The sequence below is a fragment of the Candidatus Bathyarchaeota archaeon genome (genome assembly GCA_018396705.1).
Taxonomy (GTDB): Archaea; Thermoproteota; Bathyarchaeia; order Bathyarchaeales; family Bathycorpusculaceae; genus DRVP01.
Window position 1 is genome coordinate 151,080 of record JAGTQZ010000004.1, and the last position, 24,682, is coordinate 175,761.

Annotated in this window: 28 protein-coding genes and 1 pseudogene; 15 read left to right on the forward strand and 14 right to left on the reverse strand. The window is 42.8% G+C overall.

The window, feature by feature from the left end; all coding sequences use genetic code 11:
* Window positions 1-68: 68 nt before the first annotated feature.
* Both KEJ24_04575 and KEJ24_04580 read right to left on the reverse strand, forming a co-directional pair.
* The gene (locus KEJ24_04575) at window positions 69-344 is read right to left on the reverse strand and encodes an elongation factor 1-beta (GenBank protein MBS7647089.1); all 276 of its coding nucleotides are present in this window, start codon (window positions 342-344) and stop codon (window positions 69-71) included.
* Between the two features lie 19 nt (window positions 345-363).
* Window positions 364-552 carry a DUF1610 domain-containing protein gene (locus KEJ24_04580; GenBank protein MBS7647090.1) on the reverse strand — a complete coding sequence of 63 codons (189 nt, stop codon included), beginning with the start codon at window positions 550-552 and terminating at the stop codon, window positions 364-366.
* A gap of 155 nt (window positions 553-707) precedes the next feature.
* On the opposite strand from KEJ24_04580, the gene KEJ24_04585 reads away from it, so the two are divergent.
* The 7 genes from KEJ24_04585 (at window position 708) to KEJ24_04615 (ending at window position 7,345) form a co-directional block, all read left to right on the forward strand.
* A complete protein-coding gene (locus tag KEJ24_04585) occupies window positions 708-1,538 on the forward strand; it encodes a transporter substrate-binding domain-containing protein (protein ID MBS7647091.1) in 831 nt (276 codons plus the stop codon).
* Between the two features lie 18 nt (window positions 1,539-1,556).
* Window positions 1,557-2,219 (forward strand): ABC transporter permease subunit, encoded by a 663-nt coding sequence (locus tag KEJ24_04590; GenBank protein MBS7647092.1) that lies wholly within the window; start codon window positions 1,557-1,559, stop codon window positions 2,217-2,219.
* 11 nt (window positions 2,220-2,230) lie between these two features.
* Window positions 2,231-2,968 carry an amino acid ABC transporter ATP-binding protein gene (locus KEJ24_04595; protein ID MBS7647093.1) on the forward strand — a complete coding sequence of 246 codons (738 nt, stop codon included), beginning with the start codon at window positions 2,231-2,233 and terminating at the stop codon, window positions 2,966-2,968.
* Window positions 2,969-3,631, forward strand: a complete 663-nt coding sequence (locus KEJ24_04600; protein ID MBS7647094.1) for an amino acid ABC transporter permease — start codon at window positions 2,969-2,971, stop codon at window positions 3,629-3,631.
* A 52-nt stretch (window positions 3,632-3,683) separates the two neighbouring features.
* Window positions 3,684-4,718, forward strand: coding sequence for a flap endonuclease-1 (gene fen / locus KEJ24_04605; GenBank protein MBS7647095.1), 1,035 nt, complete (start codon window positions 3,684-3,686; stop codon window positions 4,716-4,718).
* Window positions 4,719-4,959: 241 nt separating this feature from the next.
* Complete coding sequence (locus KEJ24_04610) at window positions 4,960-5,691, forward strand: ABC transporter ATP-binding protein (protein ID MBS7647096.1); 732 nt, start codon at window positions 4,960-4,962, stop codon at window positions 5,689-5,691.
* Window position 5,692: 1 nt separating this feature from the next.
* Window positions 5,693-7,345 carry a hypothetical protein gene (locus KEJ24_04615; protein ID MBS7647097.1) on the forward strand — a complete coding sequence of 551 codons (1,653 nt, stop codon included), beginning with the start codon at window positions 5,693-5,695 and terminating at the stop codon, window positions 7,343-7,345.
* A gap of 46 nt (window positions 7,346-7,391) precedes the next feature.
* Here the strand turns inward: KEJ24_04615 and KEJ24_04620 are convergent.
* The 4 genes and pseudogenes from KEJ24_04620 to KEJ24_04635 all read right to left on the reverse strand — a co-directional run bounded on the left by KEJ24_04620 (window position 7,392) and on the right by KEJ24_04635 (window position 12,340).
* Window positions 7,392-8,137, reverse strand: a pseudogene (locus tag KEJ24_04620) (protein-L-isoaspartate(D-aspartate) O-methyltransferase).
* 39 nt (window positions 8,138-8,176) lie between these two features.
* The gene (gene glmS / locus KEJ24_04625; protein MBS7647098.1) at window positions 8,177-10,006 is read right to left on the reverse strand and encodes a glutamine--fructose-6-phosphate transaminase (isomerizing); all 1,830 of its coding nucleotides are present in this window, start codon (window positions 10,004-10,006) and stop codon (window positions 8,177-8,179) included.
* 196 nt (window positions 10,007-10,202) lie between these two features.
* Window positions 10,203-11,357, reverse strand: coding sequence for a hypothetical protein (locus KEJ24_04630; protein ID MBS7647099.1), 1,155 nt, complete (start codon window positions 11,355-11,357; stop codon window positions 10,203-10,205).
* Window positions 11,358-11,359: 2 nt separating this feature from the next.
* Window positions 11,360-12,340 carry a hypothetical protein gene (locus KEJ24_04635; GenBank protein ID MBS7647100.1) on the reverse strand — a complete coding sequence of 327 codons (981 nt, stop codon included), beginning with the start codon at window positions 12,338-12,340 and terminating at the stop codon, window positions 11,360-11,362.
* A gap of 135 nt (window positions 12,341-12,475) precedes the next feature.
* Between KEJ24_04635 and KEJ24_04640 the strand changes: the two genes are divergently transcribed.
* Window positions 12,476-13,441 carry a helix-turn-helix domain-containing protein gene (locus KEJ24_04640; protein ID MBS7647101.1) on the forward strand — a complete coding sequence of 322 codons (966 nt, stop codon included), beginning with the start codon at window positions 12,476-12,478 and terminating at the stop codon, window positions 13,439-13,441.
* Window positions 13,442-13,514: 73 nt separating this feature from the next.
* Complete coding sequence (locus tag KEJ24_04645) at window positions 13,515-13,940, forward strand: DUF371 domain-containing protein (protein ID MBS7647102.1); 426 nt, start codon at window positions 13,515-13,517, stop codon at window positions 13,938-13,940.
* Here KEJ24_04645 and KEJ24_04650 read toward each other — a convergent pair.
* From KEJ24_04650 to KEJ24_04665, 4 genes are read right to left on the reverse strand one after another with little or no spacing between them, the layout of a single operon-like run.
* Window positions 13,937-15,007, reverse strand: coding sequence for a class I SAM-dependent methyltransferase family protein (locus KEJ24_04650; GenBank protein MBS7647103.1), 1,071 nt, complete (start codon window positions 15,005-15,007; stop codon window positions 13,937-13,939). The two genes, KEJ24_04645 and KEJ24_04650, sit on opposite strands and share 4 nt — an antisense overlap.
* 20 nt (window positions 15,008-15,027) lie before the next feature.
* A complete protein-coding gene (locus tag KEJ24_04655; protein MBS7647104.1) occupies window positions 15,028-15,936 on the reverse strand; it encodes a CBS domain-containing protein in 909 nt (302 codons plus the stop codon).
* Between the two features lie 16 nt (window positions 15,937-15,952).
* The gene (locus KEJ24_04660; protein ID MBS7647105.1) at window positions 15,953-16,738 is read right to left on the reverse strand and encodes a CBS domain-containing protein; all 786 of its coding nucleotides are present in this window, start codon (window positions 16,736-16,738) and stop codon (window positions 15,953-15,955) included.
* A gap of 13 nt (window positions 16,739-16,751) precedes the next feature.
* A complete protein-coding gene (locus KEJ24_04665) occupies window positions 16,752-17,354 on the reverse strand; it encodes a CBS domain-containing protein (GenBank protein MBS7647106.1) in 603 nt (200 codons plus the stop codon).
* Window positions 17,355-17,523: 169 nt separating this feature from the next.
* On the opposite strand from KEJ24_04665, the gene KEJ24_04670 reads away from it, so the two are divergent.
* Window positions 17,524-18,414, forward strand: a complete 891-nt coding sequence (locus KEJ24_04670) for a DUF4438 domain-containing protein (protein MBS7647107.1) — start codon at window positions 17,524-17,526, stop codon at window positions 18,412-18,414.
* Between the two features lie 49 nt (window positions 18,415-18,463).
* Window positions 18,464-18,754: a 30S ribosomal protein S26e gene (locus KEJ24_04675; GenBank protein ID MBS7647108.1), complete on the forward strand. Its 291-nt coding sequence runs from the start codon at window positions 18,464-18,466 to the stop codon at window positions 18,752-18,754.
* Here KEJ24_04675 and KEJ24_04680 read toward each other — a convergent pair.
* The gene (locus tag KEJ24_04680; GenBank protein MBS7647109.1) at window positions 18,751-19,353 is read right to left on the reverse strand and encodes a CDP-alcohol phosphatidyltransferase family protein; all 603 of its coding nucleotides are present in this window, start codon (window positions 19,351-19,353) and stop codon (window positions 18,751-18,753) included. The genes KEJ24_04675 and KEJ24_04680 overlap by 4 nt on opposite strands.
* Before the next feature lie 315 nt (window positions 19,354-19,668).
* On the opposite strand from KEJ24_04680, the gene KEJ24_04685 reads away from it, so the two are divergent.
* The 3 genes from KEJ24_04685 to KEJ24_04695 all read left to right on the forward strand — a co-directional run bounded on the left by KEJ24_04685 (window position 19,669) and on the right by KEJ24_04695 (window position 21,001).
* Entirely contained in the window at window positions 19,669-20,136 is a 468-nt protein-coding gene (locus tag KEJ24_04685) for an NAD(P)-dependent oxidoreductase (protein ID MBS7647110.1), read from the forward strand.
* Window positions 20,136-20,315 carry an NAD(P)-dependent oxidoreductase gene (locus tag KEJ24_04690; protein ID MBS7647111.1) on the forward strand — a complete coding sequence of 60 codons (180 nt, stop codon included), beginning with the start codon at window positions 20,136-20,138 and terminating at the stop codon, window positions 20,313-20,315. Before KEJ24_04685 ends, KEJ24_04690 begins: the two co-directional genes overlap by 1 nt.
* An 86-nt stretch (window positions 20,316-20,401) precedes the next feature.
* Window positions 20,402-21,001, forward strand: a complete 600-nt coding sequence (locus KEJ24_04695) for a uracil-DNA glycosylase (GenBank protein MBS7647112.1) — start codon at window positions 20,402-20,404, stop codon at window positions 20,999-21,001.
* Window positions 21,002-21,004: 3 nt separating this feature from the next.
* On the opposite strand, the gene KEJ24_04700 is transcribed toward KEJ24_04695, so the two are convergent.
* Both KEJ24_04700 and KEJ24_04705 read right to left on the reverse strand, forming a co-directional pair.
* Window positions 21,005-21,919, reverse strand: coding sequence for a DUF72 domain-containing protein (locus tag KEJ24_04700; protein MBS7647113.1), 915 nt, complete (start codon window positions 21,917-21,919; stop codon window positions 21,005-21,007).
* A gap of 29 nt (window positions 21,920-21,948) precedes the next feature.
* Window positions 21,949-22,716 (reverse strand): helix-turn-helix domain-containing protein, encoded by a 768-nt coding sequence (locus tag KEJ24_04705; protein MBS7647114.1) that lies wholly within the window; start codon window positions 22,714-22,716, stop codon window positions 21,949-21,951.
* 344 nt (window positions 22,717-23,060) lie between these two features.
* On the opposite strand from KEJ24_04705, the gene KEJ24_04710 reads away from it, so the two are divergent.
* Window positions 23,061-23,897 carry a cyclase family protein gene (locus tag KEJ24_04710; GenBank protein ID MBS7647115.1) on the forward strand — a complete coding sequence of 279 codons (837 nt, stop codon included), beginning with the start codon at window positions 23,061-23,063 and terminating at the stop codon, window positions 23,895-23,897.
* Window positions 23,898-24,112: 215 nt separating this feature from the next.
* Here the strand turns inward: KEJ24_04710 and KEJ24_04715 are convergent, their stop codons facing one another.
* On the reverse strand, window positions 24,113-24,580 hold the full coding sequence (locus KEJ24_04715) for a RidA family protein (GenBank protein ID MBS7647116.1): 468 nt from the start codon (window positions 24,578-24,580) through the stop codon (window positions 24,113-24,115).
* Window positions 24,581-24,682 lie beyond the last annotated feature (102 nt).

Here is a 24,682-nt window from a genome sequence, read left to right on the forward strand (position 1 = left end):
AGAACCCATCCATAAACAAGCGTACTCTGTTTCGAAACACATATACTTCTCATATAAAGGTTTAACCCTTATCTACTTATCCTCCTAACCATTACCGTTTGCACTTGGCTTATTTCGGTTATCTGTTCAAATTTCTTTTCAAGCTCCTCCAAAACACCTGTTTTGTCCTCCGGAATTTGGACAGCGCAGAGTAGGGCTTTCAAACCAAACGCTATGGGTTCTTCGCCGTAACCATACACTGCGGCAAACTCCGGTAAAGAAGCTTCAATTTTCTTCTTTAACTCTTCAAAGTTCACATTTATATCAGTCGGAAATATTTTATATGTAATTACAACGCTTCCCATGTTTTGCACCTCCACTTTGTCATGGGCCCGTAAAACTACATTTTGGACATTTATACGGTCGCCCAAATTTTCTGCATTTTTTGCAGCGTCTTATCAGTATCTCCCCACAATTTGGACAAAGGAACTTTGTGGATTCAGCTCCCGGTGGAATAGGCTTACCGCAGCTTGTACATGTTACTAACGTTATTGTGACTGCTTTTTCAGTCATCTTAAACTCCTCGTGATGTGATGTTTTGTAATTGTTAAGCTTCCTTATATCTTATGTGGTTTAAATCTCAAAACAGTGTACAGATTTAACCATTAAGCTTAAATAAGCAACAACGAGTCTAAAACCGGTTAGGGAGAGTAGGGAGAGCAATTAATTTGAGATATGTAACCGCCATTGGAATGACTATAGCATTGATCATAGCATTTATCGCAGGATTATACTTGAGCCCACATATATTCCCACAAGTTTTAGGTCCGGAAGATCCGGTGTGGGACAGGATTACGAAAGCTGGCAAGATCAAGGTCGGCACAGAACCCGGATGGCCACCGTATGAGTTTTTGGCTGAAAATGGAAGTATTATTGGATTTGAAATTGAGCTTATGGAAATGATTGCAAAGGAGTTAAACTTGGAAGTGGAGTGGGTGAACATGGCTTTTGACGCTATAATTCCAGCTGTACAAGCTATGGATATAGATCTTGGCGTTAGTGGTTTTTCAGTAACCCCTGAGAGGCTTGAAGAGGTTCAGTTCACGATGCCTCACAGCATTACAGAAGGACAAGTTATAATGTTGGAAACCAGAGCCAAAGAGTTGGGGATAACTGGTCTATCTTCTCTCTCAATGTTGAACACCTTAGGCCTGAAATGTGGAACGCAGTCTGGAACAACCCAGGAGCAAGAATTGAAAGAAGTGGCTCCTAACGCTTTGCGGACTTACAGAGACTTTCTTTTAGCGCTTGAAGAAATGAAGAGGGGCGTTATTGATTGTGTTTACGCAGAGACCCCGATAACCTCCAACTGGATACTTGAGGCTGAACAGAAGGGCGAGGAGCCTATAGTGGTTGTCTATAGAAGACCTTACTATCCGGTAGCTTTCGTCGCCCACAAGGACGCAGATGTGCTTGTAGCAAAAATTAACGGTGTACTTGCTGAACTTATTGCATCTGCAAAAGTTGACGAGTTAAAACAAAAATGGAAGTGCGATTAAAGTTTAATGTGATAAACGTTGGATGCTCTTCAACAACTGATGCTCATACTAAATGGGGTAGCCTCAACCATAACTATTTCCATAGCCTCTTTTTTCATAGGGGTTGTTGTCGGCCTTCCTCTTTCGTTTTTACGTGTTTATGGAACGAGAGGCATTCAATTTCTGATAGACGGCTTTGAAAAATTTTTTAGGGGAATCCCAGAGTTAGTGCTTATGTTCTTATTCTATTTTGGTGTTGGCTTGTATTTTCCTTTCACTTTCAAGAACGTTTTCTTTACCGCGAATTTTGTTTTGGGGTTAAGAAGCGCTGCAAACCAGTCCCAGATTTTCAGGGGAGCAATAAGAGGCATAGGAGACGAGCAATTAGTGGCCGCTTTGTCTCTTGGACTTTCAAAAGTGAAATCTATACTTTTTGTGATGTTGCCCCAAGTAATTATCTATTCCACACCTGGGCTTGGAAGCGAATACGCCCTCCTCGTTAAGGATTCGGCGTATGCTTATCTAATTGGTGCGGTTGATATAATGGCCCGCACTGATTGGCTTAGAAAAGCAACAGGAGATACGGTTACCCCCTATATTACTGCGGCATTTCTGTATATTTTGTTAACATTCCCGATCGCAACATATCTGGATAAGTGGGGAAGTCGGAAAAAGAGACAACTCGGGTTGGAGCGGAAATGACAGAAATAGTAATGGAATGTAAAAATCTTTGGAAGCTCTACAAGAATGTTGTTGCAGTGAGGGATGTTTCCCTTCAAATTAGAGAAGGTGAAATAAAGCTAATCTTTGGGCCAAGCGGCTCCGGAAAAAGTACTCTTCTAAGGTGCTTAGCCATGTTGACACCTCCAACGAAGGGCGATGTTTTCCTTAGAGGTGAATGTTTAACGAGACCTGGTGTTGACTTAAACAAAGCGAGAGCGAGGATAGGGTTTGTTTTCCAACATATCTATCTTTTTCATCATTTAACTGCTCTTGGGAATGTTGAATTAGCGCTGAGGCATGTGCTAAAGATGCCGAGGGAGGAAGCTCGCAGGAGAGCTATGGAGGCTCTTAAAGAGGTTAAAATGGAGAAATGGGCAAATTATTATCCTTCGCAACTTTCCGGTGGACAGCAACAACGCGTTGGAATAGCAAGAGCGTTAGCGAGAAACCCGGATATCATATTGCTCGATGAGCCTACATCAGCGTTAGATCCAGAGTTAACAGGGGAGGTAATAGACACCTTAAGGGACTTGGCGAAAAAGGGAACAACAATGCTCATAGTTAGCCACGAAATGCCTTTCGCTCGGGAAGTTGCTGATGAAATGATATTTTTCGATGAAGGAACAATAGTTGAAACTGGAACACCGAAACATTTCTTCACTAACCCTTCAAGTGAAAGAGCCAAAAAGTTTATGATGCGACTTATTAAGCGTACGAGAAGGGAGTAAATGGAGTTTCTACTAAAATATCTGGGAGATATTCTACAAGGGTTTACTGTTACAGTCGAGATTACATTATTCGGCGTGTTTGCTGGTCTTGTACTTGGCATTTTCCTGGCTATCGGCGACTTATATGGGGGAAGACTTGTCTCCACAATTATCGGAGTCTACACAGAGTTTTTTAGGGGAAGCCCAATTATAGTTCAGTTGTTTTTCTTTTATTTCACAATACCTTCCTTGCTTAAAACCACATTTGACGCCTTTATAGTTGGGCTTGTTGTTTTTGCTTTAAACAGCGCAGCCTACCAGAAAGGGTATATTAAAGGAGCCATAGCTGTTATTTCAGAAGATCAAATGATGGCAGCCTTATCATTGGGTCTTTCAAAAGTCAAAGCAATATTTTACGTCATTCTTCCTCAAGCTTTAAGGTTGGTTATACCCGCGTGGAGCAACGAGTTTTGCTCTTTAACCAAGAGCACTGCGGCATTGCTCGTCATTGGAGTTTCGGACTTAACTTCTGTTGGCCTTATGATCGCAACTCATTATTTCCGTTATGTTGAAACGTTTCTAGTTATTGCGGTCATTTACCTTATCTGGGTTACGGTTGTTACGAAAATAGCTGACAAAGTTTATGAACGAGTGAAGATTCCGGGAATCGAAATATCTGCCTAATGCAAAGCTTTTATTGTTAATTTTGCTTTTAGAAAATTGGGCGCGTTAAAGTTTGGGTGTTAACCTTCGCGACTTGGTTCCCAAAACGGTAATTAAGCTTGAGGATTTGAGTGGTAAATCCATTGCAATAGACGCTTATAATGCGCTTTACCAGTTCTTAGCTATAATTCGGCAGCCAGATGGCACACCATTAAAGGATAGTAGCGGCCGTATCACCAGCCATCTGAGTGGCTTGCTTTACCGGACAAGCAACCTTGTGGAATTGGGAATTAAACCTATCTATGTTTTTGATGGTACTCCACCAGCCTTAAAAGAGGCTGAGATTAAGAGACGTATGAAAGCCAAAGAAGAAGCCTTAGTCAAGTATGAACAGGCTTTGAAAGAGGGAAGAATTGAAGAGGCAAGAATGTATGCTCAAGCCACTGCAAGCCTTAAAGATTACATGGCTGAAGACAGCAAACACCTCTTAGACCTCTTGGGAATCCCATGGATTCAAGCTCCCAGCGAGGGTGAAGCCCAAGCAGCTCATATCGTAAAACGTGGAGATGCAGACTATTGCGCAAGCCAAGACTATGATAGTTTACTTTTTGGCGCTCCAAGACTTGTCAGAAACGTCACAATTTCCGGACGGAGAAAGCTTCCGGGTAAAAATGTCTACGTGGAAGTCGAACCCGAAATTGTGGAACTCGATCGTGTTTTAAAAGAATGCGGCATAACTCATGAACAGCTGATTGATGTAGGAATACTTGTCGGGACAGACTTCAACCCTGAAGGCATAAAGGGACTTGGACCTAAAACTGCTTTGAAACTCATAAAGGAGTATGGAAGTCTGGAAAACGCTTTGCCCCATATTAAGGACGCTGACTTTCCGGTCGATCCACATCAAATCAAGGAGATTTTCTTGCATCCGAAGGTAACCAACAACTACAAGATAGATTGGAGAGAGCCTGATGTGAAAGGTGTAATAGATTTTATTTGCCACGAAAGGGATTTTTCAGAAGACCGTGTAAGAAAAGCCCTTGAGAAAATGCAGAAAGGTTTCACCAAACTTAAGGGTAAAACAACATTAGAGAGATGGTTTGGATAATACACGCTATATTTGATAATTCTAGCCCGCGGCCACTTTCATCGAGGATGGAACAATGATAATAAAATATGTTTAAGCAGTTTTTATGTTGGCCCCACCTCCAAATGTTAACTATGGTTAACCGACTACTACCGTATGCACGGAAAGGCTAAAATCGAGATTTCAAAGATGATAAATGTGTTCAGAATAATTGGTGAAAGACGTGTGTGAACTTGCTGTCAATGTTGAAGGTTTGTGTGTAATGTATGGTTCTATTAGAGCGGTGGATGGTCTGTGTTTTAAAGTTAAATGCGGAGAAATCTACGGATTGCTTGGTCCAAACGGTGCCGGGAAAAGCAGCACGCTGAAGGTTTTGGCTGGATTATTAGAACCTACTTACGGCACTATTGAAATTTTTGGCAAACCAATTTCCGAAGAAGTTGAAGTTAAAAGGCTTATTGGTTATGTTCCTGAAGAAACCGTGCTTTTGGAATCTCTCACTCCTAGGGAATTCTTTGAATTCGTTGCCTCCGTAAGGAAGTTAGGCAAAGAAGTTAACTCTCGACTTTATAAGCTAGTATCAGCTTTTGAACTCGCCGAATATTTCGACACTCCTATTGCAACATTATCTATGGGAACCAAACGCAAAGTATCGGTCATCGCTGCCCTTCTGCATGAACCATCTCTTCTAATATTAGATGAACCATTGATAGGACTGGATGCCCGAGCATCTAAAATCTTGAAGGAACTCATAGTCCACCATGCAAGTAGGGGCGGGGCGGTCATTTTTTCGACCCACATTATGGAAGTTGCTGAGAAAATCTGCCACAGAGTTGGAATAATTAACAAGGGTAAACTTGTAGGTGAGGGAACGGTTAATGAGCTTAGACAGCTTATTCGAAGTGCAGAAGGCTCTTTGGAGGATATATTTCTCAAGGTTACCCAGCAAGAGAATGGAATAAGAGATTTAATCGCAGCCTTAGAGGAAAGATAAAGTGGCGGAAAAATTTTCTGAAGTATGGAAAATTTCCGGCGTTGTCTACAGGGAAGTGTGCTTTCAATCTATTTTTTCCCTCCGTTTAGGTGCTGCTCTTCCACAAATGGATAGCCAGAAAATCAACAGAATAGCAAAACAGGCAGAAATAAACATGTTAATCAGCAAAATTCTAATTACAATTTTTGTGGTTGTTCTAGCTGTTTTGCCCTTAGGTTTCTGGTCATATTTCATTATGGAACTAAAACTGGCAGAGGAGTTGGCTGTCGTTAGTTGTGTTTCAGTTTTTCTAGCCTCCCTATTTTTCCTTCTGGTAATGCTTGGGCTTCAAGCTACTACCTCGCTGATATCGACGAAAGCTTTTGAAATCCTCGGAAACCTTCCAATATCACGAAAAGATATCTCTAGAATCGCGCTGGTATCTTTCCTAAGAATTTTTGATATTCCGTTAACAGCTGTCCTTGTAATTTTTCCCCTGGTCTTTTCCATTGTTGTCCGCTCATTTTTTGGAGGATTGGTTGCTCTGTTTGCTGCTGTTCTCACAGAAATTTTCGCTTTGGCTTTAACGATTGGTTTAGCAAAATTTTTTTATTCAAGGATTGTCGGCGGAGGGGGAGGCTCAAAGTATAAGACAATCATACGGTTTATCTACATGCTTGTATGGATTCTTCCATCTTTCGGTATTTACTTGATTATGAACTTTGCAACACGAATTTTACAAATCTTCGCCTATTCTTTAACACAGTTATCCTTCGTTCACATTCTCGTGTTTGCTTTTGTGTATCCATTTTCGTTGGGTTTTGCTGTGGCTTTTGCGACGTTTCCGCAAAAAATCAGCTTAGCCTTCGTTACTGTTTTGATTGTTTCCATCATCTTATATGTAGCGTTGGGGTATTTTGGACTAAACTACATAAAGTCAACTATTAAACGTGTCGGTTCAAGTGGACTAATAGCCGTTTCAAAGGCTTTTGTTAAGGATCTAATCATTCAACCTAAATCTGCCATCTTAGGAATAATTATTAAAGACATTAGAATTGCGTCCAGATCTCCTTCCTATGCAAGCATTTTGATGCTGCCAGCATTACAGACTTTAATTGTTGTTGTGTCGATTCTGGGAATAACTGGCATAAACTTGGTGACGGTTCTTGGTTTTCTAACTGGGGTTTCATTGTTATCGCTTATGGTAACTCCTACGTTGTTTTCGGCTGAAACATTAGCGTCGGCTTACACGCGAAGTCTACCGTTAAAAAGAAGCACGGTCATAGCTGCAAAAACATTCTTGTCAACTGTGACGTACCTATGTTGTGTGGTTGTGCTGACAATAATCGCACTATATTTAAGGAAAGAGCCTATTATTCTCACCGCTTTCGGACTGGGGCAAACTATTTCTGTGTCTGCCGGTTGCTTAGCGGAATTGCTTCTGCTTGTGAAAAAGTTTTGGGACGTGAAACTTGCGCCTGGTGGCATCTATACTAATTTGGGTGCTTTTATAATTGTGCTTATCCCCGGAATTATTTTGTGCTTGACACCTATCACCATATGCTTCATTGTCGGTTTTACAAATATCTTGCATACTTTAGCAATTTTTGTTGCAAGCGCTGTCGTGGAATTTGTAACTGTGGCATTCCTCATTAGAATATTAATCAAAGACTAAAAACTAGTAGTCAAGCTGATTAAAGTGCCCGTGAAGCTCTTCATTTTTAAATTTTATGTCCATGGCGTCCAGTCAAGGGTACAAAAGCAACTCCGCCAAGGTTTTCTCGGCTAATTTTTCCGTTAACGCTTTTCGTCACTTTTATCAAGCTTTGGAAAAAATGCATACTTCCGACGGGGATAAGCATTATTCCACCAGTTTTTAGCTGCTCTATTAGTGGTGAAGGGATATCTGGCGCAGCGGCTGTTACAAGAATTCTGTCGTACGGCGCCTTTTCTAGGTAGCCCATTGATCCGTCAGCGCATATTATTGTTACTCGATCTCCATAGCCAGCCCGTAGGATGTTCCTTCTGGCGAATTCAGCTAACCCTTCAATTATTTCTATAGTGTAAACGTGTCCCCATTCGCTTCTTGGAGCATCGCTAGGCGCCACTATTTCCGCTATTGTAGCAGCATGCCACCCTGATCCTGCCCCTACCTCTAGGACTTTATGGCCTACTTCCAATTGGAGGGCTTCATTCATGATGGCTACCATGTTTCGCCTAGTCTCAGCTGAATATGGCTGAGACCATGTGGCGCTGAAACTGTTTGCCCAAAACCAATTGGAAGCGGCGTGTCCACGGCACTATATTGCCTCATATTTTCAGGCAGAAACTTTGCCCGAGGCACAGAGCGTAAAGCTCTGATTACCTTGGGGGTTCTCAGAACCCCTTCTTTTATTAGGTTCTCAATGAGTTTTTCCCATTCTCTTTCCAAACAACACACCACACTAGAGTATTGTGGAAATGGCATTTAACACATTTGTATGCATCTATTTGAAGCTAAAATTCTCTATTTTACTGTTACAGATTTCGCTAGATTTCTTGGTTTATCTGGATCGTATCCTTTTTCTAAGGCCATGTAATATGCCAACAGTTGCAATGGAACCACATATGGGATAGGCGATAGAACATCAGGAATCCCTTTTGGTATTTCTACGTAGTCGTCAGCTAGTCGCTTCACTTCCTCATCGCCCTCTTCCATTATGGCGATTATGGAGGCTCCTCTTGCTTTCATTTCCATTATATTTCCAAGAGAAGTCTTATAGGTATCGTCTTTAGGACATATGAAAACCACTGGGAAACCATCTTCCACTAGGCTTATTGGGCCGTGTTTACTTTCACCTGCGGGGAATGCTATCGACGGAATGTATGCTATTTCCATTAATTTGAGTCTGCCTTCATAAGCTGTGGCTGTGCTTATTCCCCTTCCAAGGAAAAAGAAGACCTTGGCATCTCTATACTTTCTCGCGATAGTTTTAACTTTTTCTTCCTGCGTTGCAATTACCGTCTGTACAATATCTGGAATTTTTTTTAGCTTAGCCTCTATAAAGTCCATTTCATCTTGAGATATTTTCCCTCTTTTCTTGGCGAGTCTTAAAGCCAACTGCGCTAGAACCGAAAGCTGAGAAGTAAAAGTTTTCGTAGCCGCGACACCTATTTCAGGCCCGGACTGCTGGCTTATGTATACCCGTGAAATTCTTGTAAGCGTTGAGCCTATCACATTTGTCAAGCCTAGAATGGTGGCGGCTCGCTGGCGGGCAACGTTTACCGCTGCAATAGTGTCCGCTGTTTCACCAGATTGACTTACAGCCAAAATCGTGCTTTCAATGTTCACAGACTTACCATGTTGTTCGATGAACTCTGAGGCTATCACGGGGTATGTAGCTAGATAAGCAAGTTTGGAGAACATGTAAGACGCTGCCAGACAAGCGTGGTATGATGTCCCACAAGCCACCAAAAAGACTTCGCGAGCCCTGTCGAGAAACGTTGCCATTAAATCTAGATAATGTTCTTGCAGCCTCAAAGTATTCCGTAAACATGCTGGTTGTTCGTGGATTTCTTTCAACATGAAATGAGGATAGCCTTTCTTAACAGCCATTTCAGGGGTCCATTCAATAATTTTGGGTTCACGTACGACGAGGGTTGAGTCTGCAATATTTCTGATTTCGAACCCCTCTTGGGATAGAATTACAAGCTCACCATCTTCTATAAACACTGCTTTGTTGGTTAGTGGTAAAAAGGCTGGGATGTCTGAGGCGCAATAAAGTGCGTTTTCACCTATTCCCAGTACTAGTGGACTTTCTTTTCTAGCGCATATTATTTTGCCCGGCTCTTTTGGGGAAATTATTGCAATGGCATAAGAGCCTTCAACCTTACGCACGGCTTCAAGAACTGCATCTGCAAGGCTTAAAAAGGGGTTGTTTTTTAAAGCTTCCTCGATTAGATGGGCGATGACTTCGGTATCTGTTTTTGAAACGAAAACATGTCCCTTGTTTTCCAGTTCAAGCTTTAACTCGGAGAAGTTTTCGATGATTCCATTGTGAACTACTGCTATTTGTCCATTACAGTCTACATGAGGGTGAGCGTTAACTTGTAACGGTGCGCCATGAGTTGCCCATCTTGTGTGGCCTATACCTATGTTTCCAGGTAAATCGTCGAGATTGTGGGTTCTGTGAACTTCATCTATTTTGCCACTATCCTTTTTTATGTAGAGTTTACTGTCGCAGATGGTTGCTTCACCGACCGAATCATAGCCCCTATACTCCAACCTTTTTAAGGCTTGATGTATTACTGGTGCAGCATTCCCTTCCTTCAGAATACATCCAAATATTCCACACATTGATTGGGCCTCTGAAGCCTTATGCTCTATTGCACGCTTTTTAACGTTGTTTCCGTTTAATAAGTATTTTTAAGAAAGAAATTTTTCATTTCTAAGATTTTTGTGGATATTTTTACCGCTTTAACCAAGATTTTTCTCTTTTTGTTGTTGTTTTTTTAACATTATTTGGAACATTTTCATAATGGTTGCATCTCTATTACAGCATTTTCCTTGCAATCTCAGCTCCTATAACCATATTCCTTAACTTTCGGAAGCTAACTTCCCATGTTCGTGTTCTTAATCCACAATCCGTGCTGACATATATCCTACTCGGGTCGCCTACGATCTTTAAGGCGTAAAGGATTCTATCCCTCACAAGCTCTGGTGGTTCAATGAGGTCTGTGTGAACGTCTATTACTCCTAGGCCGTAGTTCCCGTTATATCCGTAATCTTCAAAAATTTTCAGTTCTCTGTATCCCACTCTTACTTCTTCTGTCGTTCCTAATTGTAGGCTGTCTCGGTTAGCAAATTCGAGGGCTAGCTGTCTGCAATTTTGTAGTTGACATGCGTATTTGGCTAACACTTTATAGTTACTGTAACAGTTGTGGAGGCTGAAAGTGCAGTTGAACCCTTTAACGGTTTCATTGAAGGCTTCTATGAAAAGTTGCATCTCTTCGTCTGATGGATTCGTAGTTACTGCTGGCTCATCTATCTGTATCCATGAGGCTCCAGCCTCTATTAACCTTTTTATTTCTGGCCTCAAAATCTCCCTTATTAAGTCGAAGATAAATTCTCTCTTCGCCTCAGTTTTCCTTTTCTTTAAATCCTTTGTCCGTTTCCACGTTTTTTGCTCGTAATACTCGTTAAAGGTCCAGTCGACGATCGTGTAGGGTCCTGTGAACGGCACTTTCACAACTTTTTTTGTGTTTTCTTTTGTAAAAAGGAATTCGTCCACGTAAATTGGTTTAAGATATTTCGGTTTATCTATGCATGCTGCCTTGTTAAAGTAACGGTAGTCAAAGGATTTAACATAGCCTAGAAACTTGAAACCTTCAACGTTGCGTATAACATGTTCATACATTTCTGAGCGCCATTGTTCTCCATCAAAAACTATATCAAGACCCGTTGCTTCAAAAAGACGTATGGCGTATTTTGCCGACCATTGGAGTAATGCTTTTTTATCTTCTGCTGTGCGTTCGCGGCGAGTTAAAAGATTTATAAGTTCCTCCGTGTTTTCTATACTTAGTCTTCGTCCCCACTCGACGGCTTCCATGATTTCATCTTTTGAGAGCACCTCGCCTCTGTAAGCTTTGATTCTCCAAACTGGTTTGGCTAAGCTTCCTATTTCCTGTGTTGGGAAAAGCTTGTTCATGCTCATTTCCATTTGTCTTTGAGGCGTCTAGCCACACTACTTATGACTTTTAACTTTTCCTCCGCTCTTTCCCACGGTAGATACTCTAAATCGCAGTTGGGGCATACGAAGATGTCATAACTTTTTGAGGGATAGATTGCGTCAATCATTTTCTCTGCTACTTGGACAAGTTCATTTTCATCTTCAATTGAAGAATTACGTGCATCCACGAGCCCTAGGGCAATGCCTTTGTCAAATTTGCAGTCCTTTAGTTTTTCCAAGCTTGTCTCGTATAGGTCGATTCCAAGGTCGTCGACGGGAAAGTCTAGTGCTTCCGGCAATAGTTGCGAGAAGTCTCCAAAAAACGTTTGGAGGCTTGTCTTGGCTTCCACGCCTTTTAAAGCCGTTCTCAAGGCTTCATGAACATCTGCAAAAACATCTTTTGAAATAGTTTCTTTTTGGGGGTTGTAAACAAGTGCTGGCTCGCTTAGTTGGATATATTTGAAGCCTATTGCGGTTAAGCTTTCAATTTCCTCATTTAATGCTTCTGAGTATGCAAACATAACCTCCCTTAGATTCTTGTAAAATCTATTGTCTGCAAGCTTAGCAAAAGTGTATGGTGCTGGCAAGATAGCCTTCCATGGGAGTTCTTTAGGCAAAAATTTTGTAAACATTGTTGGTATCACGTTCTTTGTTCGACGGATTTCATTTAAAACTATTGGTTTTCTATAGAATGTGTTGTTATTGAACCATCTGGCGAGCCCTCCAACTTCTATGCCCTGCAAATTTTCTGTGAAAGGTCTTAAAAGGTCTTGCCATTTAAGCATTCCATCGGTAATGTAGCTAAGTCCTGCAGAAGTTTGGGCATTTACAACTTTAATGGTAGCTTCTTGGAAAGCCTTTTCCAATGTATCTTCACATATTTTTTTTCTATCGTAGGCCCTGGTAACCTCCACGAGCTCTTTTGGTCTCGGAAGAGTTCCGGTAACATAGCATCCAATCATTTTGTAACCAGCTTAATCTTCCATAGTTTGTGTGATATCGTAAATTAAGGTTGTTTTCATTTTAAGCTTCTGCTCAAGCGTCTTTATTGTAATGAAAATTTTAATAGTGGAATAACTTTTATGCTATTGATTATTATGGAAAAGAAACTGTTACTTTATGATGATGGCAAGACCCGTATGGTTAAGGAAATCGTGGTTTTTGATGATCCTCAAAGGCTTAAGCTAGTTCTAAATAGACTTAGCTGGAAAATTTTGGTCATGCTTTTTGAGAGGGAGATGTATCCCCTTCAAATAGCCAAACAGTTGGGAGTACATGAGCAGAAGGTATACTATCACGTTAGAAAACTTGCTAAAGCCGGAGCCATAACAGTTGTGCGGCAGGAAGGAAAGAAAGGCGCCATAGCTAAATATTATAGGGCGACTTCGCCGGCTTTTGGGATAGAGCTACCAAATGGATATAAAACAGTGGGTATGGTTTTGCCATCGTGGCTTGAAGAGCCTGTTCAAAAGTTTTTTGGAGAGTTTCTACGAGAAGACGGAGTCTTTAATGGAAAAATTGTCGTGGGTAGTCCCTTACCGCATGGACCTTTTAGGACAAGCGCGAGGGATGGGCATTATGCTTCTCATCTGGCTCTCTTTCTCGGACAGTTCGCCCGTGTGCCCGAGGATTTCACAGTTAAGCTTGATGTGGATGTTAAAGCGGAAAAAGAAGAGAAAAATAATCTCATTCTTGTGGGCGGACCTGGAACAAACTTGTTGACGCAGGAACTTAACGAGTACCTACCCATAAAATTTAACATGCAACCGTCTGAGCAAGGTTTCCTGTTTGGTGGACTTGTTTCTGCTAAAACTGGGCGGGTTTACACAGCTGACAGCGTTGGGCTTATAGCGAAAATTATTAATCCATGGGATTCCAGCAAGTGGGTTATTGTTTTAGCCGGAAACAAAGCGGTTGGCACAAAAGCATGTGTGTTGGCGTTAACAAACTTTTGGAAGAAAACTCTGGAAAAGTATAGAGATGGCGAGCCCTTCGCGGCTGTTATACAAGGCCTTGACTTGGATGGAGACGGTAAAGTGGATTCGGTGGAAGTTTTGGAGTAAAATTGTGAAGGTTAAAGAAGCTGGAATGAAGAATTTGTGACTACAATCACAGCCCTACTGTTAGAGGTATTCTATGAAGGTTGTAGAGGTTATTAACGCCTTCGGGCATGAAAATATTAGAGCTACCCATAGATCAACATTTGAAATAACAAAGGAGAAGAAACTTTCGGTTAGAGGGGACTGCATCGTCGCAGTTTCAGCCGATAAAAGTTTTCAAGATTTTAAGTCCGAGTTTAAGGAGTTTTTGCGTAAGGACAGTGCAAGAGTGATTATCAATATTGATGCGGGAAGGATGGCTGAAACCATATACGCCTTTGGATGTTCAAAGCTTGTTCTGGCACATCCCACGGATTTAGTGGTTAGAAAAAGCGATTATGTATGTGACAGGACGTTGGCGATAAAGGCAGATAAGGCCGCATGCGACTTTTCAAGGGAGCTTGTGGCGGTGCTGCAGAATCCATCACAAAAAGTGAGAATAACCATAACTGTTGAAGTTTAACATATTTCGGCGTCTATGACAGCTTGCCACTCATAGGGGGCTGTTTCGCGAACAAGTCTTGAAAAGAGGATTGTCCTAACACTTAGTCCATGTTTCTCTACCTCTGCTATGAACTTGGCTTTTAAGTCTTCTAACCCGTTTAAGCCTTTCACGAAACTGTAGAAGTGGATGACTCCACCTTCCGGTTTTAGCGCTTCGCATGCAGCGTCTACAAATGCTATGGCCTTTTCTGGTAGATTCATTATCACACGGTTTGCTATTCCGCAGAGTTGCTGTTTAATGATTTGTCTTGCGTCGCCAAGTGTTGGATAGACTTTTCCGTTGACACGGTTTAGTCTAACATTCCTTTTTAGTAGTTGTATTGCATCTGGGTTTATGTCTATAGCGTAAACCTTGACGTTTACATGTGTTTTTGCGATAAGTATTGCGAATGGTCCAACTCCGGTGAACATGTCTATGACTGTTTCGCCCTCTTTGACTGCGGATGCCACTCGCATGTGTTCGTGTGACAAACGTGGCGAAAAGTAAGCTTTAGCTAGATCTATGTAGAATTGGCATCCATGTTCTTTATGGATGGTTTCGGTTTTGGCTTTCCCAGCGATCACATGGAACTCTCTTAGGCGATATTCCCCTTTAACAGCTCCAGCCTTCGCCAAAACTGTCTGTACGTTTTTGTGCACCTGAAGTACGGCGTTTCCTATCTCAGTCTTGTAAGCTTCAAGTTCCGGTGGAATTTCGATTATAGCTATGTCCCCTACAAAGTCTATGGCGCGTGGAAGACAAGCCAATAAGTGTGGAGGCATTTTATCCTCCAAAGCTTCATGAATTGTTTTAGGCTTTTTTCGCTGTTCTGGAAAAGTATACGTCAAAACTTCGATTGTTGGACTGTATTCTCTAAGTTTTTCAAATTCATCTGATTGCGGGCTTCTAACTAATGGCACATAAATGTAGTTGTTGTCCCTTTGAATTTTCAATTCCTTGTCAATTATTCCAAGTTTATGAGCAGAGATTATTACCTTCTCTCCGTAAAACTTGGGTAATTTTAGGCAAGGCGCAGTTTTGGGCAACTGTTAAACGCCTTAGCTGGCTACTCTATTATTTTGAAGAAATCTCTCTCGGTTATTATGCCCAAAAGCTTTCCGTTTTTGACAACTGGTAGAGCGCCGAGGTTTCTCTCTCTCATTATTTTTGCTGCTTGTCCAGCATCCGCCTCTGGATCAATCGTTGAAACCTCTGTTGTAGCTACTTTTAGGGCTGGAGTGTTTAGCACCTGCGTTATTGTTCCAGATTGTAAATGTTTGAAGACTTCGCCAGTGCCGAAAAAGCGGATTATATCCATGGTTGTTATTATGCCTAGGACTTTGTCGTCTGAAATTATTGGAAGCCTTCTAAAGCCTTGAGTGATCATGGTTTTTTCTGCTTCGAAAATGGTTGTTTGAGGAAGCGCCGTCACTACACGGTCTGTCATAAGCTGGGCGACTTTTACTCCGCTCATGCGGTCTGCAAACATGTGCGCTATGTCTCTCTCTGTAATTATTGCCCTAACACGGTTTTCTTCATCAACAACTGGTAAGCCGCCAACGTTTTTCTCTTTCATTAATTGTATTGCTTCGCTTATCTCCGCGGTAGTTTTAACAGCGAAAACGTTTTGGGTCATTATCAACTTTATCGGCTCATTTATGGCTTTGAAGATGTTTCCAGAAAACTTTTGCTGAATAATTTCGAATTTTCTACCTCCGCCAAGATAATCAACGAGGTCTGTGGCTGTCACTATTCCTGTGAGGGTTTTTGCTCCCGGGTCAGCTATGGGGATTCTTCGGAACCCTTCTTTCGCCATTATTTTGACGGCATCGTAGATGGGTGTTGTAGGCGCCGTTGTTATGACTGGGCTTTTGGCTATATGAAATATTTCGCCTTCCCGTTTTTTCGCTGCAGGGCTTTTAAGAGAAACTGGACCTTTTCCTCTTAATGTCCGCCTGAAAGTTTCTTTACTCAATTTTACAACCTTAAATCTACTTTACAATAGGTTTGGTTATATCCTCGCGGTCCACTATGCCTATTAGTCTTCCGTCCTTATCAATAACTGGAACTCGTCCGATATCTTTTGAAACCATTATTTTTGCGACGCGTATCGCCTTTATCGAGGGCTGAACCGCTATCACGTTTGTCTTCATAACCGCGGAAATCTTTGTTGGGGATCTATGTCTACCCTTGTGGGATTCGAATGTTGGAAGCAGTGCTCCGCTTTCAAGGAGATCCTTTTGTGTGACTATCCCTACAAGCTTGTCTTTAGCGACGACTGGAAGCCCGGCTAAAGCCTTTTCCTGCATTAGACGCCAGACATTATCCACTTCATCTTCTGGACTGCATGTTAAAACTTTTGTCGACATTATTTCGGAAACTGGTTTGGCTAGTTTTTCCGGACTTGTTTTTATAATGTTTTCTATAAAGTTTTCCAAGCCTAAAACTCCTTTCAAAAGTTTCTCTGTCGGAGCATTTACAACTGGTATATTCCATTCGTCTAGGCGTATCATTTCTCTGACTGTTTGATATGCGTCGTCGTCCATGGTGGCTATATGCTTTGGGTTCGTCATTATACCTTTCACTTTTATTGGTGAAATCGATGAAGATATGGTCATCACTGAGCTTCGGGAGACCACTCCTACGAGTCTTTTTTCAGCGTTTATTACCGGAAGAATTCTCAGAGAGAAGTCGCGGATAATGGCGCGAGCTTTTGTGGCAAGTTCATCCTCATAAATGGACGGGTGTTTTTGGTTGGCTATTTCTTCTACACGCAAGCAATCTCCCCTTTTACTCTTCTTCAATCTCCATTTCGGCTCGGCAGTCTTCGCATAGGTAAGCACCATCAACGTCTTTTAGGTTGTCCGACCATCCTCCGCAACGATCGCAGTATCCGCTTAGGGATGCTTCCTCCTCGCTTGTTTCTTCTTCAGGTATGGTTTGCGCCATGTTTTCGCCTTCTATTAGGGCTTTCTCCTGCATGGTTTCTATTAGTTCCGGCATAACTGCCAAAATGTCCTTGCTTGAAATAAGCCCGACTAATTCGCCCTTGTAGACTACACCGAGTCTTCTGATGTTTAGTCTACTCATTTTTCTGGCAGCCTCATTTATTGTTTCGCCTGGCTCTATAGTTATTAGCGGCGACGTCATCACGTCTTTGGCCTTAACCTTATCTGGTTTGAGGTTTTTTGCTAGCACTCTTGTGACTAGGTCTCTTTCAGTTATTATCCCTATGGGTTTCCCCTCTTTGTTTGTTACTACAATGCAGCCTAATTCATGCTTGTCCATGAGCTCTGCAACGTGGTTTGCAGGGGCTTCCTCATCGATTGTTATAACCGGGCTGCTCATCACATCCCTGACAAGCATTTTCGACCTTAAACCTATTTCAGCCATTTTCCTCCAACCGTCGACTCCTTGTTGGCTGTTTGTAATGCTTCACTCAACTCAAAACTAGAAAGTGACATTTAAAACTTGTCATATTCCATGTGCCCCACGGTTTTACTCTGGGAAACTTATTATTTTAGCTGTCCTTGTCTTTATGCAAGGTTGAGGGAAAGGATGTATGCTTAGAACAAATGTTGATAAGCTTGTTAAAATTTCGGTTGTAGGTGAAGTGGCCAGTCCGGTTTATGGAAGAGGCGTGTACAACATTTCAGCTGAAGGGGTTCCTATGGTTTTGCCTGGTGTGGGCGGTATAACATACAACGTGCGTGTTGGTGATCCTGCATGCGGTTGGGAAGCAGATCATGTTGAGCCGGGCGTAAGCATAGAAAACAAGGAGAATGACCCGAGTTTTGGACGTGGCGCCAACACGGCTTTGAATGTGCTTTCATGTATTGGAAATGAGGCTGTCGTTGTTTCAGGCGACGCGAAAGGCGCGAGGGGAGTTGTTACTGGCAAACATGGTGGGATTGAGCATGTGCTTGTAGATTTTCAGCCTGAGATTCTTGAAAAGCTCATGTTGGGCGACAAGGTTCTGGTGAAGGCTTTCGGCGTAGGCTTAAAACTTCTGGATTTTCCAGACATAAAAGTCATGAATATGGACCCTCGTTTTTTGGAGGCTTTAAATCCAAAGCCTGTGGGCGACAAGCTTGAGGTTCCAGTGACCCATGTGATTCCGGCGGCGATTATGGGTTCTGGTTTAGGCGCAAACCAGACTTATTCCGGCGATTATGATATTCAACTTTTTGATGAAGCGACACGCCGCGAATATGGGCTTGAGGATTTGCGACTTGGCGATTTGGTGGCTATTTTGGATGCGGATCACTCCTTTGGTAGGATTTACCGTAAAGGCGCTGTTTCAGTGGGCATTGTGGTTCACACGAACTGTGTAACCTCCGGACACGGTCCGGGCGTCACCACGCTTTTCACATCCTCGAAGGGCAAAATAGTCCCCAAGATAGATTCGAAGGCTAACATTGCTTATCTGCTTAAGCTAAGGACAGATATATAAGCAAGAACAGTACTTTCATTGCTAGAAGACTACTGTGGGATGTTTGGTTATGCCGTACAAGCGGAAGAGCCGTGGAAGGTCGAAGGGTGCAAAGGGCAGAAGTGGTTTCGTACAGTGCGCAAACTGTGGTGAGCTTGTGCCTAGAGACAAGGCGAAAAAGGTTACACGTCGGCTTTCTTTGGTGGATCCCGCTTTGGCTAGGGAACTCCGCCAGAAAGGCGCCTATATTTCTGCGCCAGTGGACACTAAGTATTATTGTGTTTCCTGTGCTGTGCATTATGGTATTGTGAAGGTTCGCGCTAGAGAGGAACGTAAACTTCGAATGAGCAGAAGGTTTTAGGATTCGTTTTTCTCCCTTTTCTTTAAGGCTTTATAGGCGTGATAGCCCCTTTGGATCACTGTTAGGTTTGTGAGTACAGCCAACACTGCTACGCCGGCTTCTAAGAAACCCTTCCAGAAAATTTCAATCAGACTTGCCGTTGCGATTATTATCAAGCGTTCGGCTCGTTCAACTAAGCCCACGCCCTCCATTTTTACGTCGGCGGATTCGACTCTGGCGCGAGCATAGCTTACAAGCAATGAGCCCACAAGCGCCGTCAGTCCCCAGTGGAGCGTGCATAGTCCGCTGAGCATTATGCCAGCGTAAATGGAAGCGTCTGCATATCTGTCCAACAGCGAGTCTAGGAAGCCGCCGAAGAGTGTGGTTTTTTGGCATAGCCTTGCCAGGGCACCGTCTAGCATGTCGCAGTATCCTGAAAGCAACAGTAGGACAACAGCCAAAGAGAGGTTTTGCCGTCCGCTCGCATATGCCAGTGCAGATAGGAATGCAAAAATTATGCCAAGTGTGCTTATAGCGTTTGGCGTTAACCCTATTTTGTTGGCGGCTTCCGCTTGGGCTTTTATGGCTGACTGCACTTTCGCCTTAAGTTTTGTCAGCATCTTGTTCCGCTTTTTGTATCAATCCTTATTTAAAAATTACAATGTCTGCTTATTGGTGTAACCTTGATTAACGTAGCTTCAGTTAAGGTTGAACTTCAGAGTCGCCTCCGCTAGTGTTAATCGCTGCGAAAAGGGCTTCATATGCGCAGCGCTTTAAACATTAATTTTGTTGCGTAGCAAACTGCAAAATTGATACCATTCTCTAGATTTTGGCTGTCGAAGATGGTTGTGCTAAAGTGTTGATATCATGTCGGCAAGCAGCTGGATAGTGAAAATAATATTTTCGTTGCTGAAAAAATGAGAGTGGGAAATGTAATGAAGGCGCTTGTTGCCGGTGGAGGAGGTTTTATTGGGTCTAGGCTTGTACGTGCCTTGCTGAATAATGGTTGGGTTGTCAGAGTTCTTGACATTCGATACGGAGAACTAGTGGATTGCAAGGATAGGCTGAAGTTTTTCGGTGTTGGAAGCAATGATTTACGTGGTGGTACGGTTAACAGAAATATTGTGAGGCAAGCTGTTAAAGGTGTGGATGTAGTTTATCATTTAGCTTTGAATTGGGACGGAGCTACGTGGAAACATAGAGTTCCCTTAGCAGACTTATTCGATGTCAACATTAAGGGAACCCTAAACCTCCTAGAGGAGGCGAAGTCGGAAGGTGTTAAACACTTCTTGTTTGCAAGTAGCACTGCAGTTTATGGAGATGGAAACGCTGAAGTTGTAGATGAAGAAAGCGCTGTAAAACTAGAGCTTTTCAACGGAGCCCCGGACCAGCATACGCAATAATGAAACTTGCAACAGAGCGGCTATGCCTCCTATATTTCATCGAATATGGGTTGCCAGTAACAGTCCTAAGAATAGGATATGTTTTTGAACCGCCCAGTGAAGGCGAAATCCACGTAGATGACGTCGTCCAAGCGACATTAAATAGAGCTTTAGCCAAACTGAATAGCTTTACATTTTGATTTTTCTCTGTAATCGACGATTTCTCTTTCCATTTTCAAAATTCTAATAAGCGGCTTCAATATACCGCTAAAACTGGCTGAAAAGTATGAGCTCTTCAAGGGAGGCTTTTTTAGAGGCTGTTGCTTCGGAGGTTAAAGCCTGTAAAAAGTGTAGTCTTTGGAGAAACCGTAAAAACGCTGTTCCCGGTGAGGGAAATTCGAATGCCAAGGTTATGTTCGTGGGTGAGGCGCCGGGTTTCTGGGAAGATGTTAAGGGCAGGCCTTTTGTTGGAGCTGCCGGGAAATTTTTGGACGTGTTGCTGGCTGAGGCTGGTCTACTACGTAGTCAAGTCTTCATTGGGAATGTTTTGAAGTGTCGTCCACCGAGGGACCGTGAACCATCTTCTGCCGAAATTGAGGCTTGCACGCCCTTTTTGGATAGGCAGATAGAAGCTATCCAGCCAAAACTGATTGTCACGCTTGGAAATTATTCGACGGCTTACATTTTCTCTAAGGCTGGGTTGCCCTTTAAGGGCATAACGGAAGCCAGAGGAAAATTTCACCGAGCAAACGTTTTAGGTTTGGCTGTTGTGGTTTTTCCAACTTTGCATCCGGCTGCGGGGCTTTACAGCGCCAAGTATAAGCAACTGCTTATCGAAGACTTTAGGCTGTTGAAGGGTAAAATTCACGAGTTATGCTTGGCTTAGCACTTAGTCCAACTTTTTGGCAGCCCTTAACTCTTTTAGAACTTCGTCTGCGCTTTTATAGGTTTTCGATGGCAGTTCTGCCAGCAACTCCTCAAGCCTAACCTGTTTGCCTTCCTCCATTTCCACAAGCCTCCAGCCAACTTTCTTGACAAGCATGCTTTTGGCCGCTGGATAACGCATCTTCTCTATTACATTTTTCACGGATTCCAGCCCCACAGAACCCGTTATTTTTGGGAATGTTCCAGCTGAAAGGTATTGCATGAAGCGTAGGCCATCCTCGAACATGGAGAGGTTATTAAAGAGCACATAAACAGTTTTGTCTTCCGCCTCAAACTTCTTGACTGTTTCGCCAAGCCACAGCAGTTCCTCATCCGTGTACTGGTAATAGTAGAGTTCCTTGCCTAAACCATGCAGTCGGAAATAAACGGTTTGGCTTGTGTAGGCTGGCAGAATTCGGAAGGGGTCAGTTACGTGCACCACGTTTAGGCGGCTTAGGACTTGGCTAAGTCTCTTCATGATTTCTGGCTTTTCCCACTCTTGCCCGCGAGTTTCCCAGACAATGGTTAAGTCTTCTCGGTTTATGTTTTCGAAGAATTTTTCAGCTTCGTTGAGTTTGTCTGGATTGAATGAGCCGGGTGTCTGTACCAGCAGTATTTTTGCGTTTAATGTTTTGCATATTTGTTTCATGGTTTCGAAGGCTTGTCTGCTTGTTTCATCAAGCCGCATTTTGGCTTTGTGGCTTATGTCTCGATGAGCTTTAACCGTGAACTCAAAGTTTTCCGGGGCTTTTTCTCGCCATCCATGAACAGTTTCCAGCTTCGGATACTCATAGAAGGTGCTGTTCAATTCGACGAGACTATAGTTTTCGAAGTAACGCTTCATCGAAGTTGGAAACCCGCAACATCCCACTTTAATCAAGGCTAAATCAGCCTTCCATTTACCTTAATTTACGTGCTTACCTTTGGGGGCGGGCGGACTGCCTTGCCAAGCTTTATTCGTAATGCTATACGGTACAGTTTCCGCAGCGACTTCACAAGCTGCTCAACAGTCGGCAGTGCCGAATAAATTAAGGGTATATGATCGTACTCTGCCAATCTAATCGAGTAATCGTCCGGTCTCATGCCATGGAAGACGACAACTCGCGGTTTTAGGCTGCTCATGCGCACAAGCATCATAGGTGAATTTTCGTTACTAATATTTGTAAAAATAAGCGCCCGTTCAGTTGTAGCGCCAAACAACTGGGCGTACTCAAAGCCAGAAAGTGTTTCTATGGTTTTACGGCTGTCCACAATAGTGTAGCCCAAGATCTCCTTAACTTTTAGGTTAGAGCAAGCCACAATTTCGCCCTTAATGGCTTTGCACAAATATTCAACCCGCACTGAAATTGGGAACTCCCGCAAGTCCACAACTGCCATGCTTGGCGAACTTGTAAGCTTGGCGAATTCGCGAATGAAACGGCTTCCCCTCTCCTCGTCAATCTGCAATAAAGCCCAAACAAAACGTCGCACAAACTTTGTACCTGGGCTTTTCCGCCGTCCACTTTCATAATCACTTATAACAGAAGGCGAAAGCATCATCTTATCAGAAAGTGTGGTCTGCGAAACACCGAAAAGCTCCCGCCACTTCCGCATGGCGGCGCCCGGCTTATTGGAGAGGATGATCTCGCCAGCGATTCGCCTTGCGAGAACCTCGCGAACGTTAGGGGACACAGACATGTAAACGCCTTTCCCTTTCAGTCCGCCATCTTCACCCATAAACATGCCAAATATAAAACTGTACCGCTCCTATGCAAACAACATTGGAGAAGGAAGAGACAAATCGTCACAGTGCATGTGTGCTGCGCCTGCATAGAAAATCTTGTAACTAGAAACTAGATGAGCCTAAACACCATGAAAAACTTGCATTAAACATCAATGTGGATCCAACAACGTAATAAATGTTAACGCATCAAAAGGTTCTTGTTGATAGCAAAACTTATTTTGTAGGCGATGGAAATCTTTCAAGGTGAACGGTGGTTAAGATGAAAAAGTTTGAAGTTGATTCTAAATACCTGCATGGCATGCTAGATCCAAAATACATTGGCAAACCAGAAGATGTTCTAAAAAAGGTCAGCGTCGAAATATTGGGCAAGGAAGTTGAAGTATACGATCTATCGCAGCCGTTTGGACCAGGTGTACCGCTTTGGCCATACTTCGAGGATATTAAAATTGAAAGGATGCATTATCATGCAAAGTCCCGTGTGTTATCGCAAGTGCTTACACATACGATGCATGTCTCCACCCATGCTGACTCTCCAATACATGTTGAAGAAGGCTTCCCATCCACTGAGCAAATACCAATAGAAAGGTACATGGGAAAAGGCGTCGTCGTGTCCATACCAAAGGGCAAATGGGAAATAATCACTCCTGAAGATCTTGAAAAAGCTGATCCGCCGATAGAAAAGGGTGACATAGTAATAGTTAACACTGGCTGGCACCGTTATTGGGGCGACACCGTCAAATACTTCTGTTATGCACCAGGCTTCTACAAAGAGGCAGGAGAATGGTTCGTGAAAAAACAGGTCAAGGCTGTGGGCACAGACACACAGGCGCTTGATCATCCTCTTGCAACTAGGGAGGTGTGGTGTCAGCCTGGAGGTGACGAGCGAAACCGTGTTTTACCATGGCTTGCAGACGAATATAAAAAGGAGACGGGAAGAGATGTAACTGAGGACTTCCCATATTGGGAGCCATGCCACAGGCTTTTACTGACGCATGGCATAATGGGCTATGAAAACGTTGGAGGCGACATAGACAAAGTCACAGGCAAAAGATGCACAATCATAGGCCTACCATTAAGGTGGGTAGGCGGAGACGGATCAATAGTAAGGCTAATAGCAATCGTCGAAAAAAGATAGCAACCCAAACAACCGATTCAGCAACATTCTCAATTTTTGTTTTTGAGGCGCTAGGTGCTTGTCGCTTCAAGTAAACGTAAATTCCTCCCCGTCAAAATCGTTTTTCTCTGTTTGTGATGGAATACCCTAGAGGTTCGGAGTAGTATAGCTTCGCGGAGTAATATTTCTATTTAGTTATCTCTGACAGTTTTCTTCCAGATATTAAGCAGAGTTGGTCAAGGGATGTATCCAATAGCATCTATTTCTATGAGAAACTCTGGCCTTGCTAAACTTGCTACAACCGCCACCGTGCTTGCCGGTGGGTTCTCAACTAGGAAAGGAGCGTATTTTTGGTAATATTCTAGTTCTGTTTTTCGCATGCGAGGGTAATCCTCCAAATTCTTAAGAAGTATCAAAGTTTTGACAATGTTGTTCATAGAACTGCCCACCTCCTCCATGGCTTTTCTTACCTTGTCAAGCGCGTTGATCATTTGTTCTTCAAATGTTGAAGGTATTTCTAGAGTCTCATCATTCTGGCCTTGGCATCCAGAGATGAATATTAGGTTGCCAACGACCACTGATCTGGAAAATTTAGGATGCTGTGGAGGTACATGGGGATAAGCCAACTTCTTGCCAGCCCAATACTCAGGATAATACCTTACTTCATCCCTTGCTTTGATTTTTATACGTGCATCCTTCACCATACTTTGCCTCCGAATTATTAAGATTAAAAGGCTTTTTACATTAAAAATTTTTAATTAGATAATCTGGCATTTGTTTCGCACAAATTTTTTGTATTTTTAAAT

Bases quoted from the DNA above. Each gene is read 5' to 3' on its own strand.
- KEJ24_04645 (MBS7647102.1), top strand. From the start codon at position 13,515: ATGAAGGTTGTAGAGGTTATTAACGCCTTCGGGCATGAAAATATTAGA.
- KEJ24_04640 (MBS7647101.1), top strand. From the start codon at position 12,476: ATGGAAAAGAAACTGTTACTTTATGATGATGGCAAGACCCGTATGGTT.
- KEJ24_04595 (MBS7647093.1), top strand. From the start codon at position 2,231: ATGGAATGTAAAAATCTTTGGAAGCTCTACAAGAATGTTGTTGCAGTG.
- KEJ24_04690 (MBS7647111.1), top strand. From the start codon at position 20,136: ATGAAACTTGCAACAGAGCGGCTATGCCTCCTATATTTCATCGAATAT.
- KEJ24_04600 (MBS7647094.1), top strand. From the start codon at position 2,969: ATGGAGTTTCTACTAAAATATCTGGGAGATATTCTACAAGGGTTTACT.
- glmS (MBS7647098.1), bottom strand. From the start codon at position 10,006: ATGTGTGGAATATTTGGATGTATTCTGAAGGAAGGGAATGCTGCACCA.
- KEJ24_04665 (MBS7647106.1), bottom strand. From the start codon at position 17,354: ATGGCTGAAATAGGTTTAAGGTCGAAAATGCTTGTCAGGGATGTGATG.
- KEJ24_04680 (MBS7647109.1), bottom strand. From the start codon at position 19,353: ATGCTGACAAAACTTAAGGCGAAAGTGCAGTCAGCCATAAAAGCCCAA.
- KEJ24_04675 (MBS7647108.1), top strand. From the start codon at position 18,464: ATGCCGTACAAGCGGAAGAGCCGTGGAAGGTCGAAGGGTGCAAAGGGC.
- KEJ24_04635 (MBS7647100.1), bottom strand. From the start codon at position 12,340: ATGATTGGATGCTATGTTACCGGAACTCTTCCGAGACCAAAAGAGCTC.
- KEJ24_04705 (MBS7647114.1), bottom strand. From the start codon at position 22,716: ATGTCTGTGTCCCCTAACGTTCGCGAGGTTCTCGCAAGGCGAATCGCT.
- KEJ24_04710 (MBS7647115.1), top strand. From the start codon at position 23,061: ATGCTAGATCCAAAATACATTGGCAAACCAGAAGATGTTCTAAAAAAG.
- KEJ24_04580 (MBS7647090.1), bottom strand. From the start codon at position 552: ATGACTGAAAAAGCAGTCACAATAACGTTAGTAACATGTACAAGCTGC.
- KEJ24_04695 (MBS7647112.1), top strand. From the start codon at position 20,402: ATGAGCTCTTCAAGGGAGGCTTTTTTAGAGGCTGTTGCTTCGGAGGTT.
- KEJ24_04630 (MBS7647099.1), bottom strand. From the start codon at position 11,357: ATGAACAAGCTTTTCCCAACACAGGAAATAGGAAGCTTAGCCAAACCA.
- KEJ24_04575 (MBS7647089.1), bottom strand. From the start codon at position 344: ATGGGAAGCGTTGTAATTACATATAAAATATTTCCGACTGATATAAAT.
- KEJ24_04715 (MBS7647116.1), bottom strand. From the start codon at position 24,580: ATGGTGAAGGATGCACGTATAAAAATCAAAGCAAGGGATGAAGTAAGG.
- KEJ24_04610 (MBS7647096.1), top strand. From the start codon at position 4,960: ATGTATGGTTCTATTAGAGCGGTGGATGGTCTGTGTTTTAAAGTTAAA.
- KEJ24_04685 (MBS7647110.1), top strand. From the start codon at position 19,669: ATGAAGGCGCTTGTTGCCGGTGGAGGAGGTTTTATTGGGTCTAGGCTT.
- KEJ24_04670 (MBS7647107.1), top strand. From the start codon at position 17,524: ATGCTTAGAACAAATGTTGATAAGCTTGTTAAAATTTCGGTTGTAGGT.